Below are 15,567 nucleotides of genomic sequence, written 5' to 3'. Positions count from 1 at the left end.
GTGTCAAATCACTCCGGATTTTAAAGGTACAAAGAAAACGCGATCAAGCTGGGACTCGCGCCACTGCGTCGCTGAAATGCGCGTGACGAGCGTCAGCACTTGCGACTGCGCAGCCTGCGATCCGACCGGCGCAACGAGCTTGCCGCCCACTGCCAGTTGATCGAGCAAAGCCTGCGGCACGTCGAGCCCCGCGCATGCGATGACGATCGCATCGAACGGCGCCGCCGCCGGCAGTCCGAGGCGGCCGTCGCCATAGTGAAGCCTGATGTTCGGCACACGCAGCGGCCTGAGATTGAGCTTCGCGCGCTCGGACAGCGGGCGCACGCGCTCGATGGAATACACCTCTTTCGCGACTTGCGACAGCACCGCCGCCTGATAGCCGCAACCGGTGCCGATCTCCAGCACCTTGTCGAGGGTGCGCCCGGTCGCGACGAGTTCGATCATGCGCGCGACGACGGACGGCTTCGAGATGGTCTGGTGATGACCGATCGGCAGCGCCGCGTCTTCGTAGGCCTGCGCGGCGAGCCCCGGATCGACGAACATGTGACGCGGCACGACCGACATCGCGTTCAGCACGCGCGGGTCCGTGATGCCGTTCGTGCGCAGCCGTTCGACCATGCGCTCGCGCACCCGTTCCGAGGTCAGCGTCTGCGTGCTGGCCAGCGCGACATTGGGCGCGCCCTTCTTCGATGTGGCGTTCGCGGCGCCGTTCAGCGCGTCGCGTTCGATGCCGCGCTGCGCGGTGCGCAACGCGCTCGTGCGCGGATGCGGCGCTTGTGCCGGGCTTCGCGTCGCGCCGGGAACCGGTTTCGCCGTAACGGGTATCTGTTTCGCGGAAAAAATAGATGCAGCGGCCCCGCTGTTCGTCGCGCTCGTCGGAGACCGCAACGCGCCAGGCTTGCCCGGCGATGCGGCGGCCGGCTTCGCACGCGATGCATCGGCCCGGCCGGCGGGCTTGCGCGGCTCGCGTACCAGGTCCGCGAGCGCCAGCGGGAAGCGCTTGGCGCGCTCGTCGGTCATGTGCGGCGGCTCCCGGCGCGCGCCCATTCGCGCGTCTCGGCCATGAGCTTCGTGTGCGTCAGGTCGAGTTGGAGCGGCGTGATGGAGACATAGCCGTTCGCCACGGCATGGAAATCGGTGCCTTCGCTGGCATCGAGCGCATCGCCCGACGGGCCGATCCAGTAGATAGGATTACCGCGCGGATCGGCCTGGCGGATGACAGGCTGCGAAGGATGGCGCTTGCCGAGACGCGTCACGCGCCATTCGCCGAGCTGGTCGTACGGCAAGCTGGGAATGTTCACGTTCAGCAACGGATGACCGGGCATCGGATGATCGAGAAAGTGCGCGACGATTTCCGCCGCCACGCGCGCCGCGTCTTCGAGATGTAGCCAGTCCCGTCCGACGAGCGAGAACGCGATGGACGGAATGCCGAACATGAAGCCTTCGGTGGCCGCCGCGACGGTGCCGGAATACAGCGTGTCCTCGCCGACGTTCTGCCCGTTGTTGATACCCGACACGACGAGATTCGGCTGCTCGTCGAGCATGCCGGTCAGCGCGATGTGCACCGAGTCGGTAGGCGTGCCGTTCACGAAATTGAAACCGTTCGCCGCACGATGAATGCTCAGAGGCCGGGACAGCGTGAGCGAGTTCGATGAGCCGCTGCAGTTCTGCTCCGGCGCCATCACGGTCACTTCGCCGAGCGGCTGCAAGGCGTCGTGCAGCACGTTGATGCCGCGAGCCAGGTAACCGTCGTCGTTGCTGAGTAGGATTCGCATCCGACGATTGTAACCGAGGAAACATGACGCGCGAACGAGTCGCCGGGGCTCGTACGGCGTGTGCGCCGTGTCATAAACTGAGCGCCTACCCACAAGGAGACGACATGCGCGCCGTTCGCTGCAACCTGCACGGATTACCCGAGACGCTCGTCATCGAGACGCTGCCCGACCTGCATCCAGAAGCGGGCGAAGTCGTCATCGACGTGAAGGCGGCGAGCGTCAATTTCCCCGACGTGCTGATCATCCAGAACAAGTACCAGTTCAAGCCGCCGCTGCCGTTCACGCCGGGCGCGGAGTTCGCCGGCGTCGTGCGCGAAGTCGGCGCGGGCGTCACGCGCTTTCGACCCGGCATGCGCGTGGCGGCTTACACCGCGCAAGGCGCGTTCGCCGAACAGGCGCGGGCGAGCGAGACCGCGTGCATCGCGCTGCCCGATGACGTCGATTTCGCCGATGCCGCCGCCTTCATGATCGCCTACGGCACGTCGTATCACGCGCTCGTCGATCGCGGCGCGCTGAAGGCCGGCGACACGCTGCTCGTGCTCGGCGCGGCGGGCGGCGTCGGGCTGGCGGCGGTACAGATCGGCAAGATCGTCGGGACGCGCGTGATAGCGGCGGCGTCGAGCGCGGAGAAGCTCGCGTTCTGTCGCGAGCATGGCGCCGACGATGTGATCGACTATGCGAACGAAGACTTGCGCGAACGCGTCAAGGCGCTGACCGGCGGCAATGGGCCGGATGTCATATTTGATCCCGTCGGCGGGGCGTATGCCGAACCGGCGTTTCGCAGCATCGGCTGGCGCGGGCGCTATCTCGTGGTCGGCTTTGCGAATGGCGAGATACCGAGGCTGCCGCTGAACCTCGCTCTGCTGAAAGGCGCGAGCATCGTCGGCGTGTTCTGGGGCGATCACATGCGCCGCGAACCTGCGCTTGCGGAAAGCGAATACGCGACGATGGTCGACTGGATCAGAACCGGCAAGCTGCGTCCCGCCGTGACGAAACGCTATACGCTCGATGAAACGGCGAAAGCGCTCGACGACATGATGAACCGGCGGGTGACGGGGAAAGTGGTCGTGGAAATGTGAATGTGAGGTGGCCGTCGCGAAATTGCATCGGCAAAGGCCGCGGCGAAGCTATGCGCGTTAGGCATCCGGCAGTACCGTCGCCTGCGCTGCGTCCCGCTCACGACGCGCGGCCGGTCGGACCGGTTGCGTCTCGCGCCCGCTTGCGCCCTGCAGCGCATTGAAGGCGGCCATCACGCGGCGCACGCTGAGCAGACGCTTCCAGAACCGCTCCCTCAATGCAGCCGATGGCACCAGCGCAGGCGGCAGCACCACGGCCCCCGGCCCCCAGCCCGGCCGCCACGACCGGGCGAGCCCGCGTCGCATGAAGAGCGTCAGCGTCGGCACGCCGAGCGACGACGCAAGATGACCGAGCCCGGAATCGTTGCCGATGAACCACCTCGATTCGGCGATCCACGTCGCGACATCGCCGAGACGCGGCAGCGCGTTGACCTCGTGCCCTGCGCGCGCGACGTCGTCCCAGCCGGACATCTCGGCCGGCGAAACAAGAAAGCTCGGCACGAGCTGACGCCGCGAGAGCGCGCGAGACAGCGCGAGAAACTTGTCGCGATCCCACATCTTCTCGGGATGGCTGCCGGTCGGATGGATGACCACGCGATTGCCGAAGCGCCCGCGCATCACGCCAGCGGGCACGACGAGGCCATTGGAGGGCGTCACATCGCGCAGATGCAGCACGTTCGTCGCGATATTGAGGATGCGCTCGACCATATGCTTGCTGCCGCTGTATTCGGGAAATTCATTGAGGCGAAGCGTTTGCCCGGAGCGGCTGAGCGCGGCGGCGTAGTCGGTCTTCCAGAGTTCGATGACCGTATCGAAGGCGCCCCGGCATGCGCCCGCCTCTCGAACGTCCACGCCTGGTAGCCAGTCCGCGAGCTGCTCCGCCACCCAGCCGAACACGACTGGCCGATAGCCGTTGCGGATGAGATTGTTGACGAGCACGAGCCCGATCAGGCTGTCTCCGATCGGCGGCGGCAATGCCACCGCAACCGCATTGCTGGTGTCCAATCTCATTCGTTGTCTTGCGCAAATCGCTTGAATCGCATCATGAAGGCGCCGCGCCGCCGATGGGAATCCGCACCGAACCCGGGAGCCCGCCGAACCGTGCACCACGATGCCCCGAGCACGGAAAGTCGGGCCGAATCTTACAGCAATGCGCCATCGAGCGTGGCCCAGAGATCGATTCGGTTTTCGAAAGGATAACCGACTTGTGCGGATCGAGCTGACACCGGCGTGTCACTTAACGTCACGCGCGCATGAAGCACTCACAGCTTTTCGGTCTCGCCGCTCTTCGGTTGCCACTTCATCAGCCGGCGCTCGACGAGCGCGACGATTCCATCGAGCACGAGTGCGAACGCGGTCAGCACCAGAATGCCGGCGAAGACCGTGTTGATATCGAACGTGCCTTCGGCCTGCAAGATGAGATAACCGACGCCTCGTGCCGAGCCGAGATATTCGCCGACCACGGAGCCGACGAACGCAAGCCCGACCGATGTATGCAAGCTCGAAAACACCCAGCTCGTCGCGCTCGGCAAATACACGTGCCGCAGGAGTTGCTTGCGATTCGCGCCGAGCATTCGCGCGTTCGCAAGCACGACCGGACTGACTTCCTTCACGCCCTGATAGACGTTGAAGAACACGATGAAGAACACCAGCGTCACGCCGAGCGCCACCTTCGACCAGATGCCGAGGCCGAACCACACTGCGAAGATCGGCGCGAGAATCACGCGGGGCATCGAGTTGGCGGCCTTGATGTACGGATCGAGAAGCGCGCTCATCGTCGGGGCGAGCGCGAGCCACAGACCGACCCCAAGACCGAAGACCGTGCCGATGACGAACGCCAGCACCGTCTCGATCAGCGTCACCCACAGGTGCAGGTAAATCTCGCCGCCGCTGAACCATTCCCAGATGCGCACGAGCACCTTCTGCGGCTCGCCGAAGAAGAAGGCGGCCTTGTTCGCGTCGTCGAAATAGAAAGGCGGCAGAAGCGTCGGGCTGGTCAGCGCGTACCACAGCACGAAGCACGCAACGAGCAGCAGGACCTGCCACAGGACCAGATTTTTTCGCTTCGGGCGCAGCCTATTCCACATGATCGTTCCGTTTCAACTGCTGCTGATAACCCTTGAGCACTTCCTCACGCAGCACGCCCCAGATCTGCGCGTGCAACTCCACGAAACGGGGATGCGAGCGAATCTCGGCGACATCGCGCGGACGCGGCAAGTCGATGGCGAACTCGCCGATCGGATGCGTCCCGGGCCCCGCCGACAGCACGACCACGCGATCAGACATCGAAATGGCTTCGTCGAGATCGTGCGTGATGAAGAGCACCGCCTTGCGTTTTGCGGCCCACAGATCGAGCAGTTCGTTCTCCATCAACTGCCGCGTCTGGATGTCGAGCGCGGAGAACGGCTCGTCCATGAGGATGATGTCGGGATCGAGGATGAGCGTCTGCGCCATCGCGACGCGCTTTCTCATGCCGCCCGACAATTGATGCGGATAGCGGTCGCCGAAACCGCCGAGGCCCACGCGCTTGAGCCATGCCTCGCCGCGCGCGGCGGCTTCGTCGTTCGTCACACCCCGGAACGCGAGGCCGGCGGTGACGTTGTCGAGCGCGGAACGCCAGGGCATCAGCGCATCCGCCTGGAACATGTAGCCGGCGCGCCGGTTGATGCCGTTCAGCTTTTCACCGAAGACGCGCACCGTGCCGGACGACGGCTGCAACAGTCCCGCCGATACATTGAGCAACGTCGACTTGCCGCATCCCGTCGGACCGACGACGGAGACGAACTCGCCCGGCGCAATCTTAAGGTCGGTGTTTCGAACGGCCGTATAACGGTCGCTGTGGCTATCGCGTGAAGCGAACGTGCACGTGACGTCTTCCAGCGCAAGCGCAGGTGTCGAAGTGGTATTCATCGCTCACGCCTTGACGGTCGCGAGCGCCTTCTTCACGAAGTCGTTGGTCCACGTCTTCGACACGTCGATCGGCTTGCCCTTCACCGTTTCGTCGAACGCCTGCAGCGTCTTCAGCGCCGTCGCCGGGCCGTCTTCCGGCATCAGGCCGTCCGGCGACATGGCTTCCTTCACGTGCTGCCATGAATCGAGATACAGCGCGCGATCGCCGAGCAGATAGCCTTCCGGCACGGTCGCGATCAATTCCTTGCCCGATGCCGCCTGCAGCCACTTGAGCGCGCGGACCATCGCGTTGGTCAGCGCCTGCGTCGTGTTCGGGTTCTTGTTGATGAAGCTCTGCGACGTGTACAGGCAGCCCGCAGGCATGTTGCCGCCGAAGACCGTCTTCGTATCGGCGAGCGTGCGCGTATCGGAGACGATGCGGATATCGCCTGCGCGATCCAGCTTGGTCATCACGGGATCGAGATTGGCGATGGCGTCGATCTGACCGGACTGCAGCGCGGCAATCGCGCCCGCCCCGGCGCCCACGCCGATGAACGAGACATCGCTCGCTTTCAGCCCGGCCTTCGCGAGCACGAAGCTCGCCATGATCGACGTCGACGAGCCCGGCGCGGTCACGCCGATCTTCTTGCCCTTGAGATCGGCGACCGACTTGTAGTTCGGCATCGCCTTCTTCGATACAGCGAGCACGATCTGCGGCGCGCGCCCCTGAAGCACGAACTCGCGGAAATACTGGTTCTTCGCCTGCAGCAGCAGCGTGTGTTCGAACGCGCCGGACACGACATCGGCACTGCCGCCGACCGCTGCCTGCAACGCCTTCGCGCCGCCCGCGAAATCCGAGATCTCGACGTCGAGCCCTTCATCCTTGAAGTAGTTGCGGCGCTCGGCGATCGTGAGCGGCAGATAGTAGAAGAGGTTCTTGCCGCCGACCGCGATCGAGACCTTCGTCTGCTCCAGCTTGCCCTGCCCGAAGGCGAGCGGCATGCCCGACAGTGCACCACCCGCGAGCATGGCGCCGCTCGCGATGAACGTTCTGCGTTTCATCGTTGTTTGTCTCCTGTCCCATGCAAGCTTGCTTGCTGCATGTGCTTTGTTGTTGTCGCGGTGAAGTTGACCTAGATGACCTTGGCCGCTCGCAGCCGCGCGATGTCGTCAGGATGATACCCGAGCGTTTGAAGCACTTCATCGGTGTGTTCACCGAGTTGCGGTCCGAGCCAGCGCGTCTCACCGGGCGTTTCCGAGAGCTTCGGCGTGACGTTGGGCAGCGTGATCTCGCGGCCGTCCTGCCAGGGGAAGCGCTGAAGCATCTGACGCGCAATGAATTGCGGATCGGCGAACATGTCCGCCACGCTGTAGATGCGCCCGGCCGGCACGTCGGCGGCGTTGAGCACGGCGAGCGCCTCGTCGATGCCGCGCGTCGCGAGCCAGGCGGCGATCGCGTCGTCGATTTCCTGCGTGCGCGGCACGCGGCCATCGTTGGAAGCGAGCGCGGGATCGTCGGCGAGATCGGCGCGGTCGATCGCCATCATGAGCCGCTTGAAAATAGGATCGCTGTTGCCGCCGATCACGATGCTTCCATCGCGGCAAGGATACGTATTCGACGGCACGATGCCCGGCAGCGACGCGCCCGTGCGCTCGCGCACGAGGCCATAGACGCCGTACTCCGGCACGACGCTTTCCATCATGTTGAAGACGGCTTCGTAGAGCGCGACGTCCACCACTTGCCCCTTGCCGCCATTGACTTGCCGATGATGCAGCGCCATCAGCGCGCCGATCACGCCATGCAGCGCCGCGATCGAATCGCCGATCGAGATGCCGATGCGCGGCGGCGGCAAGTCCGGATAGCCGGTGATATGACGCAAGCCGCCCATCGATTCGGCGATCGCGCCGAAGCCCGGCCGGTCGCGATACGGCCCGGTCTGCCCGTAGCCGGACAGCCGCACCATCACGAGGCCGGGGTTGTCGGCGGACAGCGTTTCGTAGCCGAGACCGAGCTTTTCGAGCAAGCCAGGGCGAAAATTTTCGACGACGACATCGGCTTCCTTCGCGAGCCGCCGCACGATTTCCTTGCCCTCTTCCGCCTTGAGGTTGACCGTCACCGATTTCTTGTTGCGCGCCTGCACGGCCCACCACAGCGACGTGCCGCCCACTTCCGGATACAGCTTGCGCCACTTGCGCAGCGGATCGCCGCCGTTCGGATCTTCGATCTTGATGACATCCGCGCCGAACTCGCCCATAAAACGCGCGGCGAACGGCCCGGCGATGAGCGTGCCGAGTTCGAGCACTTTGACGCCGGCGAGCGGCCCGGTCGTTGCGGTCATTCTCGTCTCCTATCAATAGTTTTCTACGGCCCGTTCATGTCAGCGGGCTTTGTCGACTGCTTCAGAGCGGCTTGAATCGAGGCGTGCCGTCCGCGAGGGTATCGTTGAACATCTGCGCGGGACGCACCCACAGGCCGCGCTCGTGCGGCCACAAGTGTTCGTAGACCGTCATTTCTTCTTCGGTTTCGGAGTGCCGCGCGACGCCGATCACGCGATAAAGCCCGCCCTTGTAATGCCGATGCGTGGCGAGCGCGAGTGCTTCGGTTTCTGTCATGACTTGTGGATTCCGCTGGATGTCACAGGGCTAAACGGAGCGGCGATCGATCATCGCCCGGGCGATGGTGCCGGCATCGACATATTCCAGTTCGCCGCCCACCGGCACGCCGCGGGCGAGCCGCGTCACCTTCAGCCCCTTCGATTTCAAGGTCTGCGCGAGGTAATGGGCGGTGGCTTCGCCTTCATTCGTAAAGTTGGTGGCGAGCACCACTTCCTGCACGACGCCATCCAGCGCGCGGTTGATGAGCCGGTCGAAGTGAATCTCCTTCGGACCGATGCCGTCGAGCGGGCTGAGCCTGCCCATCAGCACGAAGTAAAGCCCGCGATAGGTCAGCGTCTGCTCGAGCATGATCTGATCGGCGGGCGTCTCGACGACGCACAGCAACGCCGGATCGCGCTCTTCATCGAGGCAGACTTCGCAGACGGCCGCCTCGGTGAACGTGTTGCACTTCTCGCAGTGCCGCAGATGCTCGGTCGCGAACAGCAGCGACTGGCCGAGCTTTTCGGCGCCGGCGCGGTCGTGCTGCATCAGGTGATACGCCATGCGCTGCGCCGACTTGGGACCGACGCCGGGCAGCGCGCGCAGCGCCTCGACGAGCGCCGACAATGCGGAAGGTTGTTTCATGTGTCCTCATGGCGCGCCCCGCACGGGGCGCTGATTAGAACGGCAGCTTGAAGCCCGGCGGCATCGGCATGCCGGCGGTCATGCCGCTCATCTTTTCCTGCGTGGTGGCTTCCGCCTTGCGCACGGCGTCGTTGAAGGCCGCGGCGACGAGGTCTTCGAGCATGTCCTTGTCGTCGGCGAGCAGGCTCGGGTCGATCGACACGCGCTTCACGTCGTTCTTGCAGGTCATCGTCACTTTCACGAGACCGGCGCCGGACTGGCCCTCGACCTCGATCAGCGCGAGCTGGTCCTGCATCTTCTTCATGTTTTCCTGCATCTGCTGAGCTTGTTTCATCAGCCCGGCGAGTTGGTTCTTCATCATGGTTCGGCTCCTTGCTGGAAAGCGGATATGGCGGATGGCGACAATCGCGCCGCGCATGCAACGGCTGCAACGGCGCGCAAAAAATGGCGATGCCGCGGATGCGGCCAATCTTACTGTGCGCGCGGCGCCTGCTGTGCGGACGCGTCGGCGAGCGGCCGGATCGAGCCTTGCACGATGCTCGCGCCGAAATCGCGGATCAGCGACTGCACGAACGGGTCGCGCTGGATTTCCTGTTCGGCCTCCTGCTGGCGTCGTGCGCGTTCGCGGGCATCGAGCGCGGCGGCGGTGCGGCGCACGGGGCCGACAGCGACGTTGACCTCGATTGCGCGGCCGAGTTTTTCGGCGAGCGCGGCCTTGAGCTTCGCGACGTGCGAGGCGTCGGCGTACATCTGGACCGCGACGGCGAGCGTGACGGAATTCGCGTCGCAGGCGGTCAGTTCGCTGTTGAACGCAAGCTGATAGGCGACGCCCTTGAGCGGCAAATCGGCTGCCAGCACGGCCCATTCGACCGCGAGGCCGAGCGCATCGAGCGGCACGGCGGGCGGCAGCGGCGTGGCATCGACCTTCGGTGCGGGCGTGGATGCGGATTCGCCGGCGAAGCGCATGTCGTCCGGGCCGCTATCGAACGCGGGCACGTAGCCGTCATCGGGCGGCATGAAGTACTCGTCTTCCGACGATACCGACGGGTAATCGTCCGGCGGCATGTCTTCCCACGGCGGGACGACCTTGGCGGCGGGCTTGGCCTGCGGTTCGGGCGCGGCTGCGGGCGCAGCGGCCGGCGCGGCGCGACGCGGCACGGGAGCCTGAACCTGGACGGCCGGCTTGGCGACCGGTTTCGGCGCGACAGGCTTCGCCGCAGCCGCCGATGCCCCGCGCGCTCCGCGATCCGACGACAGGCGCATGCCCGCGCTGCGCAGCACTTCGAGCGCGGCGCTGGGTCCGGTGCCGGCGCGCTTCGCCGCTTCGGCCTGCGGAGTGTCCTGTGTTTGACCCGCGGCGTCGTTCAACGCTTGACGCGCTGCTTCGGGAAGCGGCGCGGACGCGGCGAGCGGCGCATCGGCGGGCTCACTCGGCTCACTCGGCTCGGCCGCTCGCGTCACGACGACAGGCGGTGCAGCAACATCCGCAGAGGCGTCGACGATGGTTTCCGCGACCGGCTGCGCCGGCTTCTCGCTAACCGCCGGCTCGCCCGTAACCGGCTGCGGCTGAGGAATATCCGCCGTTTCCACGCGCATGACGGACGCTTCCGCCGTCGGCAGCGGCGAACCGTTCGCCGAAGTCTCGACGGGCGATACTTCCACCGCCTTCGCGGACATCGGCGCGGGCGCCACCGCGCGCTCGGCCATCGCGCCGGCGAGCGCGGCGCTGCGCTGCGCCTTGGCCGGCTGCGGCGCGTTGACGGCGACACCGCCGCCGCCCGGCCCGCCCGCCGGCTCGAACGCCAGCATGCGCAAAAGCGTCATCGTGAAGCCGGCGTATTCGTCGGGCGCAAGGCCCAGTTCGCCGCGCCCCACGGTTGCGATCTGATAGAACAATTGCACCTGCTCGGCGGACAGCATCTCCGCGAAGCGGCGGATATCCGCGGCCTCGGGCCACTCGTCGAGCACCGACGACGGCGCGAACTGCGCCCACGCGATTCGATGCAGCAGACTCGCCAGATCCTGCAGCGCCGTCGAAAACGACAGGCTGCGCAGCGCCATTTCATCGGCGATGGCGAGGACGCCTTCGCCATCGCTCGCGGCGAGGGCGTCGAGCAGCCGGATCAGATAGCTTTGATCGAGCGCGCCGAGCATGCCGCGCACGGCTTCCTCGGTAACTTCGTTGGCCGAATACGCGATGGCCTGATCAGTCAGCGAGAGCGCGTCGCGCATGCTGCCGTCCGCGGCGCGCGACAAGAGCCGCAGCGCCTGCGACTCGAACGTGATCTGTTCCTGCTGAAGGATGTTCTCGAGATGCGAGACGATATGCCCGGCCGGCATCTGCTTCAGATTGAACTGCAGGCAGCGCGACAGCACCGTGACCGGAATCTTCTGCGGATCGGTGGTCGCCAGGATGAACTTCACATGCGGTGGCGGTTCTTCCAGCGTCTTCAACATCGCGTTGAAGGCGTGGTTCGTCAGCATGTGGACTTCGTCGATCATATAGACCTTGAAGCGCGCATCGACGGGCGCGTACACGGCGCGCTCGAGCAACGCGGCCATTTCATCGACACCACGATTGCTCGCCGCATCCATCTCGGCGTAATCGACGAAGCGGCCCTCGTCGATTTCCCGGCATGCGCGGCACACGCCGCACGGCTTCGAGGTCACGCCGGTTTCACAGTTGAGCGCCTTCGCGAAGATCCGCGAGAGCGTCGTCTTGCCGACGCCGCGCGTGCCCGTGAACAGATACGCGTGATGCAGACGGCCGCCATCGAGGGCGTGCGTGAGCGCCCGAACGACGTGCTCCTGGCCGACGAGCGACTCGAACGATTTCGGCCGCCATTTGCGTGCGAGAACTTGATAGGTCATGCGCGAAATTGTATCAGCAACGACTTTGGGTAAACGCCGCCCGGACGCGCAGTGCCGGGCGTCGGAACGGCCGCTTCCGGGACGACAGATGCCCGAAGCAACGCGCGTAAAAGCAGCGGCTCGTGCCGGAATGACTTCGAAGATGGGGGAGATACAGCAGAAGAAAAGCGGAAGGTGACGAGCCCGACCCTCGGCACTGGTGGAAAGCGGCTGTGGCTGCTTCGTTCCCGACCTGACCAGGTTGACCGCGCCACCATGCGAGGAGGCCCGTCACGACGAATCATAGCACAGCCCGCGCGACGCCCGGAAGCCTCGCACAGGCGCCCTCTTGCGCTGCGTGTTTTCGGCCTCAGATGACCCCTATCGGGCACCGGCAACGGATAGCAAAGTAAGCTAAGATGACACATGACTCATCCGTGACCGGCGGATCGCACGCTTCATGACGACGTCCGGCAAGCGGAGTTCGCGGCTTTCGAGCGGCGAAATCCTTTTTCTGTTTTGGTGTATCGTGGCGAGCATTCCAACGCGGCCTCGAATCAATTGAGGTATTCAGATAATGAGCGAATCAATCAAGCACATCAGCGACGCTTCTTTCGAACAGGACGTCGTCAAGTCGGATAAACCTGTCCTGCTCGACTTCTGGGCGGAGTGGTGCGGTCCGTGCAAGATGATTGCCCCGATCCTCGACGAAGTCGCGAAGGATTACGGCGATCGTCTGCAGATCGCGAAGATCAATGTCGACGAACATCAGTCGACGCCGGTGAAGTTCGGCGTGCGCGGCATTCCCACGCTGATCCTCTTCAAGAACGGCGCGGTCGCCGCGCAAAAGGTCGGCGCGCTGTCCAAGTCGCAGCTCACCGCATTCCTCGACAGCAACCTGTAAAAGCGTCGCCGGACGTCTGCCTCGTTTATCCCGGCGGCAGCGCCATGAAGAACGCGCCCGGGCCGATGTTGTCGCGCGACAACATCGGCTGAAAAGCCCCGCCCCCGGCCTATCCGAGGCCCGCAAGGCGTGTGCTATGCTAGAATTACAAGACTTCAAGAAGTATTAAGTCCTAGAGCGGTTCCGCTCACCTCTTCTCCCATCTTTCTGTCGCACCTCTTCTCCCTGGCGGGAAATCCGTATGCATTTATCCGAGCTCAAGTCTCAGCACGTGTCTGCACTGATCGAGATGGCCAATGGCCTCGAGATCGAAAACGCGAACCGCCTGCGCAAGCAGGAATTGATGTTCGCGATTCTTAAAAAGCGCGCCAAGGCTGGCGACACGATTTTCGGCGACGGCACGCTCGAAGTGCTGCCGGACGGCTTCGGTTTCCTGCGCTCGCCCGAGACTTCCTATCTCGCGAGTACGGACGATATCTATATCAGCCCGTCGCAGATCCGCCGCTTCAATCTGCATACCGGCGATACGATCGAAGGCGAAGTCCGCACGCCGAAAGACGGCGAACGTTATTTCGCGCTGGTCAAGGTCGACAAAGTCAACGGGCAGCCGCCCGAGGCCTCGAAACACAAGATCATGTTCGAGAACCTCACGCCGCTGCATCCGAACAAGCCGCTGCCGCTCGAACGCGAAATGCGCGGCGAAGAAAACGTCACGGGCCGGATCATCGACATGATCTCGCCCATCGGCAAGGGCCAGCGCGGCCTGCTGGTGGCGTCGCCGAAGTCGGGCAAGACCGTGATGCTGCAGCACATCGCGCATGCGGTGAAGGCGAATCATCCCGACGTGATCCTGTTCGTGCTGCTCATCGACGAGCGCCCGGAAGAAGTGACGGAAATGCAGCGCTCGGTGCGCGGCGAAGTGATCGCATCGACGTTCGACGAACCCGCCGCGCGTCACGTGCAAGTGGCCGAAATGGTCATCGAGAAGGCGAAGCGCCTGGTCGAAATGAAGCACGACGTGGTGATTCTGCTCGACTCCATCACGCGTCTCGCGCGTGCGTACAACACGGTCGTGCCGGCGTCGGGCAAGGTCCTGACGGGCGGTGTCGATGCCAACGCGCTGCAGCGTCCGAAGCGGTTCTTCGGCGCGGCGCGCAATATCGAGGAAGGCGGGTCGCTGACCATTATCGGCACGGCGCTGATCGAAACCGGCAGCCGCATGGACGACGTGATCTACGAAGAGTTCAAGGGCACCGGCAACATGGAAGTGCACCTGGAACGCCGCCTCGCGGAGAAGCGTGTTTATCCGTCGATCAACCTGAACAAGTCGGGCACGCGCCGCGAAGAACTGCTCATCAAGCCGGACTTGCTGCAAAAGGTCTGGGTGCTGCGCAAGTTCATTCACGACATGGACGAAGTCGAAGCGATGGAATTCCTGCTCGACAAGATCCGTCAGACGAAGAGCAACTCCGAGTTCTTCGACATGATGCGCCGCGGCGGGAGTTGATCTCCTGCTCGACACAAAGAACCGCCTGCACCGTCAGGCGGTTTTTTTATGCTCGCGGGCATGCCGCGCTTCGTACAATCGATCTGTCTTCACGATCCGCACGACCGATGGCCAATCTTTTCACCCGCTGGCTCGGCGCGCAACGCCGCGAGCGCGCGCTGCGCAAACACGCTATCGACGACGCCCTCTGGCAACGCACGCTCGATGCGTTCCCGTTTTACCGCCACCTGAACGCGGCCGACCGCGAGCGTCTGCGCGAGACGACGAGCCTCTTCATCGCGCAGAAGGAATTCTCGACCGCGCATGGACTCGAGCTGACCGACGAGATGATCGTGTCGATCGCCGCGCAAGCCTGCCTGCCGGTGCTCAACCTGGACCTCGATCTGTATGGCGGCTGGGTCGGCGTGATCGTTTATCCGGGCGAGTTCGTCATCAGGAAGACGGTGGAGGATGAAGCCGGCGTCGTTCACGAGATCGAGCACGACGCGAGCGGCGAAGCATGGGAAGGCGGGCCGGTCGTGCTGTCATGGGAAGACACGCAGATGGCCGATGCCTCGGACGCGTACAACGTCGTCATCCACGAGTTCGCGCACAAGATCGACATGGTCAACGGCGAAGCCGACGGGCACCCTCCGCTCTTTCGCCGCTGGCACGCGCCGCTCGACAACGCCGCCTGGTCCGATATCTTCGATAACGCCTACGACCAGTTCTGCGCCCGCGTCGATGCCGTGCCGCAGCGGCGCTGGAGCCGTTTCGAGCGCGAATCGCTGATCGATCCTTATGCGGCGGACCATCCGTCGGAGTTCTTCGCCGTGTGCAGCGAGGCGCTCTTCGTCACGCCGGACGCATTCCAATCCGAGTACCCGGAGCTCTATCGGCTGCTTGCGCGGTATTACCGGCAGGACCCGGCGAACGTCGGTGCGCTGACCGGCTACTCCGCCTGACCGCAAAAAGTGTCGAGCGGCTGATTTTCTGGCATAATCGCCGTTTTTCGACCCTAGGCAAGTGACTCGCGAAAAGCCCCGTGAAACGGTGCGGCGGGTTGGCTACCGCCAGATACCAGGAAAGACCATGAAACAAGGCATTCACCCGGATTACCGCGAAGTTCTGTTCGTCGACATGTCGAACGACTTCCGTTTCGTGACCCGCTCGACCATCCAGACGCGCGAGACCGCCGAATTCAACGGCAAGACGTACCCGCTCGCGAAGATCGAAGTGTCGTCGGAATCGCACCCGTTCTACACCGGCCAGCAGAAGATCATGGACACGGCCGGCCGCGTCGAGAAGTTCAACAACAAGTTCGCACGCTTCTCCGCCAAGAAGTAA

Annotated in this window: 16 protein-coding genes and 1 other RNA gene; 5 read left to right on the top strand and 12 right to left on the bottom strand. The window is 64.2% G+C overall.

Going from position 1 to position 15,567, the window contains the following annotated elements; genetic code table 11:
• Positions 1-3: 3 nt before the first annotated feature.
• Together BG57_RS22580 and surE are read right to left on the bottom strand one after the other, a co-directional pair.
• Positions 4-1,020 carry a protein-L-isoaspartate(D-aspartate) O-methyltransferase gene (locus tag BG57_RS22580; RefSeq protein ID WP_035968326.1) on the bottom strand — a complete coding sequence of 339 codons (1,017 nt, stop codon included), beginning with the start codon at positions 1,018-1,020 and terminating at the stop codon, positions 4-6.
• Positions 1,017-1,775, bottom strand: a complete 759-nt coding sequence (surE, locus tag BG57_RS22575; RefSeq protein ID WP_035968272.1) for a 5'/3'-nucleotidase SurE — start codon at positions 1,773-1,775, stop codon at positions 1,017-1,019. The genes BG57_RS22580 and surE overlap by 4 nt, the downstream gene beginning before the upstream one ends.
• Positions 1,776-1,879: 104 nt before the next feature.
• Here surE and BG57_RS22570 point away from each other — a divergent pair, with 104 nt between their 5' ends.
• A complete protein-coding gene (locus BG57_RS22570) occupies positions 1,880-2,854 on the top strand; it encodes an NADPH:quinone oxidoreductase family protein (protein ID WP_035968270.1) in 975 nt (324 codons plus the stop codon).
• A gap of 57 nt (positions 2,855-2,911) precedes the next feature.
• On the opposite strand, the gene BG57_RS22565 is transcribed toward BG57_RS22570, so the two are convergent.
• The 10 genes from BG57_RS22565 to ffs form a co-directional block, all read right to left on the bottom strand.
• Positions 2,912-3,862, bottom strand: a complete 951-nt coding sequence (locus BG57_RS22565) for a glycosyltransferase family 9 protein (RefSeq protein ID WP_035968269.1) — start codon at positions 3,860-3,862, stop codon at positions 2,912-2,914.
• A gap of 251 nt (positions 3,863-4,113) precedes the next feature.
• Positions 4,114-4,938: an ABC transporter permease gene (locus tag BG57_RS22560; RefSeq protein ID WP_035968267.1), complete on the bottom strand. Its 825-nt coding sequence runs from the start codon at positions 4,936-4,938 to the stop codon at positions 4,114-4,116.
• Positions 4,928-5,761 (bottom strand): ABC transporter ATP-binding protein, encoded by an 834-nt coding sequence (locus BG57_RS22555; RefSeq protein ID WP_035968265.1) that lies wholly within the window; start codon positions 5,759-5,761, stop codon positions 4,928-4,930. The genes BG57_RS22560 and BG57_RS22555 overlap by 11 nt, the downstream gene beginning before the upstream one ends.
• Positions 5,762-5,764: 3 nt before the next feature.
• Positions 5,765-6,802: an ABC transporter substrate-binding protein gene (locus BG57_RS22550; protein ID WP_035968263.1), complete on the bottom strand. Its 1,038-nt coding sequence runs from the start codon at positions 6,800-6,802 to the stop codon at positions 5,765-5,767.
• 71 nt (positions 6,803-6,873) lie between these two features.
• Entirely contained in the window at positions 6,874-8,079 is a 1,206-nt protein-coding gene (locus BG57_RS22545) for a CaiB/BaiF CoA transferase family protein (protein WP_035968262.1), read from the bottom strand.
• A gap of 61 nt (positions 8,080-8,140) precedes the next feature.
• Positions 8,141-8,353 (bottom strand): DUF1653 domain-containing protein, encoded by a 213-nt coding sequence (locus tag BG57_RS22540; protein ID WP_035968261.1) that lies wholly within the window; start codon positions 8,351-8,353, stop codon positions 8,141-8,143.
• 30 nt (positions 8,354-8,383) lie between these two features.
• Entirely contained in the window at positions 8,384-8,980 is a 597-nt protein-coding gene (gene recR, locus BG57_RS22535; protein WP_035968260.1) for a recombination mediator RecR, read from the bottom strand.
• Between the two features lie 34 nt (positions 8,981-9,014).
• Positions 9,015-9,341 carry a YbaB/EbfC family nucleoid-associated protein gene (locus tag BG57_RS22530; protein WP_014191628.1) on the bottom strand — a complete coding sequence of 109 codons (327 nt, stop codon included), beginning with the start codon at positions 9,339-9,341 and terminating at the stop codon, positions 9,015-9,017.
• A 110-nt stretch (positions 9,342-9,451) separates the two neighbouring features.
• Positions 9,452-11,851, bottom strand: a complete 2,400-nt coding sequence (locus BG57_RS22525) for a DNA polymerase III subunit gamma/tau (RefSeq protein WP_035968256.1) — start codon at positions 11,849-11,851, stop codon at positions 9,452-9,454.
• 173 nt (positions 11,852-12,024) lie between these two features.
• An RNA gene (ffs, locus tag BG57_RS31365) (signal recognition particle sRNA small type) lies at positions 12,025-12,123 on the bottom strand.
• A 284-nt stretch (positions 12,124-12,407) separates the two neighbouring features.
• Here ffs and trxA point away from each other — a divergent pair.
• From trxA to BG57_RS22505, 4 genes are all read left to right on the top strand, one after another.
• On the top strand, positions 12,408-12,734 hold the full coding sequence (trxA, locus tag BG57_RS22520) for a thioredoxin TrxA (protein ID WP_008349330.1): 327 nt from the start codon (positions 12,408-12,410) through the stop codon (positions 12,732-12,734).
• Between the two features lie 241 nt (positions 12,735-12,975).
• The gene (gene rho / locus BG57_RS22515; RefSeq protein ID WP_035968253.1) at positions 12,976-14,241 is read left to right on the top strand and encodes a transcription termination factor Rho; all 1,266 of its coding nucleotides are present in this window, start codon (positions 12,976-12,978) and stop codon (positions 14,239-14,241) included.
• Positions 14,242-14,348: 107 nt separating this feature from the next.
• Positions 14,349-15,185: a M90 family metallopeptidase gene (locus BG57_RS22510; protein ID WP_035968250.1), complete on the top strand. Its 837-nt coding sequence runs from the start codon at positions 14,349-14,351 to the stop codon at positions 15,183-15,185.
• Positions 15,186-15,312: 127 nt separating this feature from the next.
• Positions 15,313-15,567 (top strand): type B 50S ribosomal protein L31, encoded by a 255-nt coding sequence (locus BG57_RS22505; protein WP_035968249.1) that lies wholly within the window; start codon positions 15,313-15,315, stop codon positions 15,565-15,567.

It is taken from the genome of Caballeronia grimmiae, from assembly GCF_000698555.1.
Taxonomy (GTDB): Bacteria; Pseudomonadota; Gammaproteobacteria; order Burkholderiales; family Burkholderiaceae; genus Caballeronia; species Caballeronia grimmiae.
This window is presented reverse-complemented; position numbering and strand designations above follow the sequence as displayed.

What these genes read in the sequence shown, in the direction of transcription:
- BG57_RS22550 (WP_035968263.1), bottom strand. Translation starts at nt 6,802, where the DNA reads ATGAAACGCAGAACGTTCATCGCGAGCGGCGCCATGCTCGCGGGTGGT.
- rho (WP_035968253.1), top strand. Translation starts at nt 12,976, where the DNA reads ATGCATTTATCCGAGCTCAAGTCTCAGCACGTGTCTGCACTGATCGAG.
- BG57_RS22560 (WP_035968267.1), bottom strand. Translation starts at nt 4,938, where the DNA reads ATGTGGAATAGGCTGCGCCCGAAGCGAAAAAATCTGGTCCTGTGGCAG.
- BG57_RS22545 (WP_035968262.1), bottom strand. Translation starts at nt 8,079, where the DNA reads ATGACCGCAACGACCGGGCCGCTCGCCGGCGTCAAAGTGCTCGAACTC.
- BG57_RS22555 (WP_035968265.1), bottom strand. Translation starts at nt 5,761, where the DNA reads ATGAATACCACTTCGACACCTGCGCTTGCGCTGGAAGACGTCACGTGC.
- BG57_RS22525 (WP_035968256.1), bottom strand. Translation starts at nt 11,851, where the DNA reads ATGACCTATCAAGTTCTCGCACGCAAATGGCGGCCGAAATCGTTCGAG.
- BG57_RS22540 (WP_035968261.1), bottom strand. Translation starts at nt 8,353, where the DNA reads ATGACAGAAACCGAAGCACTCGCGCTCGCCACGCATCGGCATTACAAG.
- surE (WP_035968272.1), bottom strand. Translation starts at nt 1,775, where the DNA reads ATGCGAATCCTACTCAGCAACGACGACGGTTACCTGGCTCGCGGCATC.
- BG57_RS22510 (WP_035968250.1), top strand. Translation starts at nt 14,349, where the DNA reads ATGGCCAATCTTTTCACCCGCTGGCTCGGCGCGCAACGCCGCGAGCGC.
- BG57_RS22530 (WP_014191628.1), bottom strand. Translation starts at nt 9,341, where the DNA reads ATGATGAAGAACCAACTCGCCGGGCTGATGAAACAAGCTCAGCAGATG.
- BG57_RS22570 (WP_035968270.1), top strand. Translation starts at nt 1,880, where the DNA reads ATGCGCGCCGTTCGCTGCAACCTGCACGGATTACCCGAGACGCTCGTC.
- trxA (WP_008349330.1), top strand. Translation starts at nt 12,408, where the DNA reads ATGAGCGAATCAATCAAGCACATCAGCGACGCTTCTTTCGAACAGGAC.
- recR (WP_035968260.1), bottom strand. Translation starts at nt 8,980, where the DNA reads ATGAAACAACCTTCCGCATTGTCGGCGCTCGTCGAGGCGCTGCGCGCG.
- BG57_RS22505 (WP_035968249.1), top strand. Translation starts at nt 15,313, where the DNA reads ATGAAACAAGGCATTCACCCGGATTACCGCGAAGTTCTGTTCGTCGAC.
- BG57_RS22580 (WP_035968326.1), bottom strand. Translation starts at nt 1,020, where the DNA reads ATGACCGACGAGCGCGCCAAGCGCTTCCCGCTGGCGCTCGCGGACCTG.
- BG57_RS22565 (WP_035968269.1), bottom strand. Translation starts at nt 3,862, where the DNA reads ATGAGATTGGACACCAGCAATGCGGTTGCGGTGGCATTGCCGCCGCCG.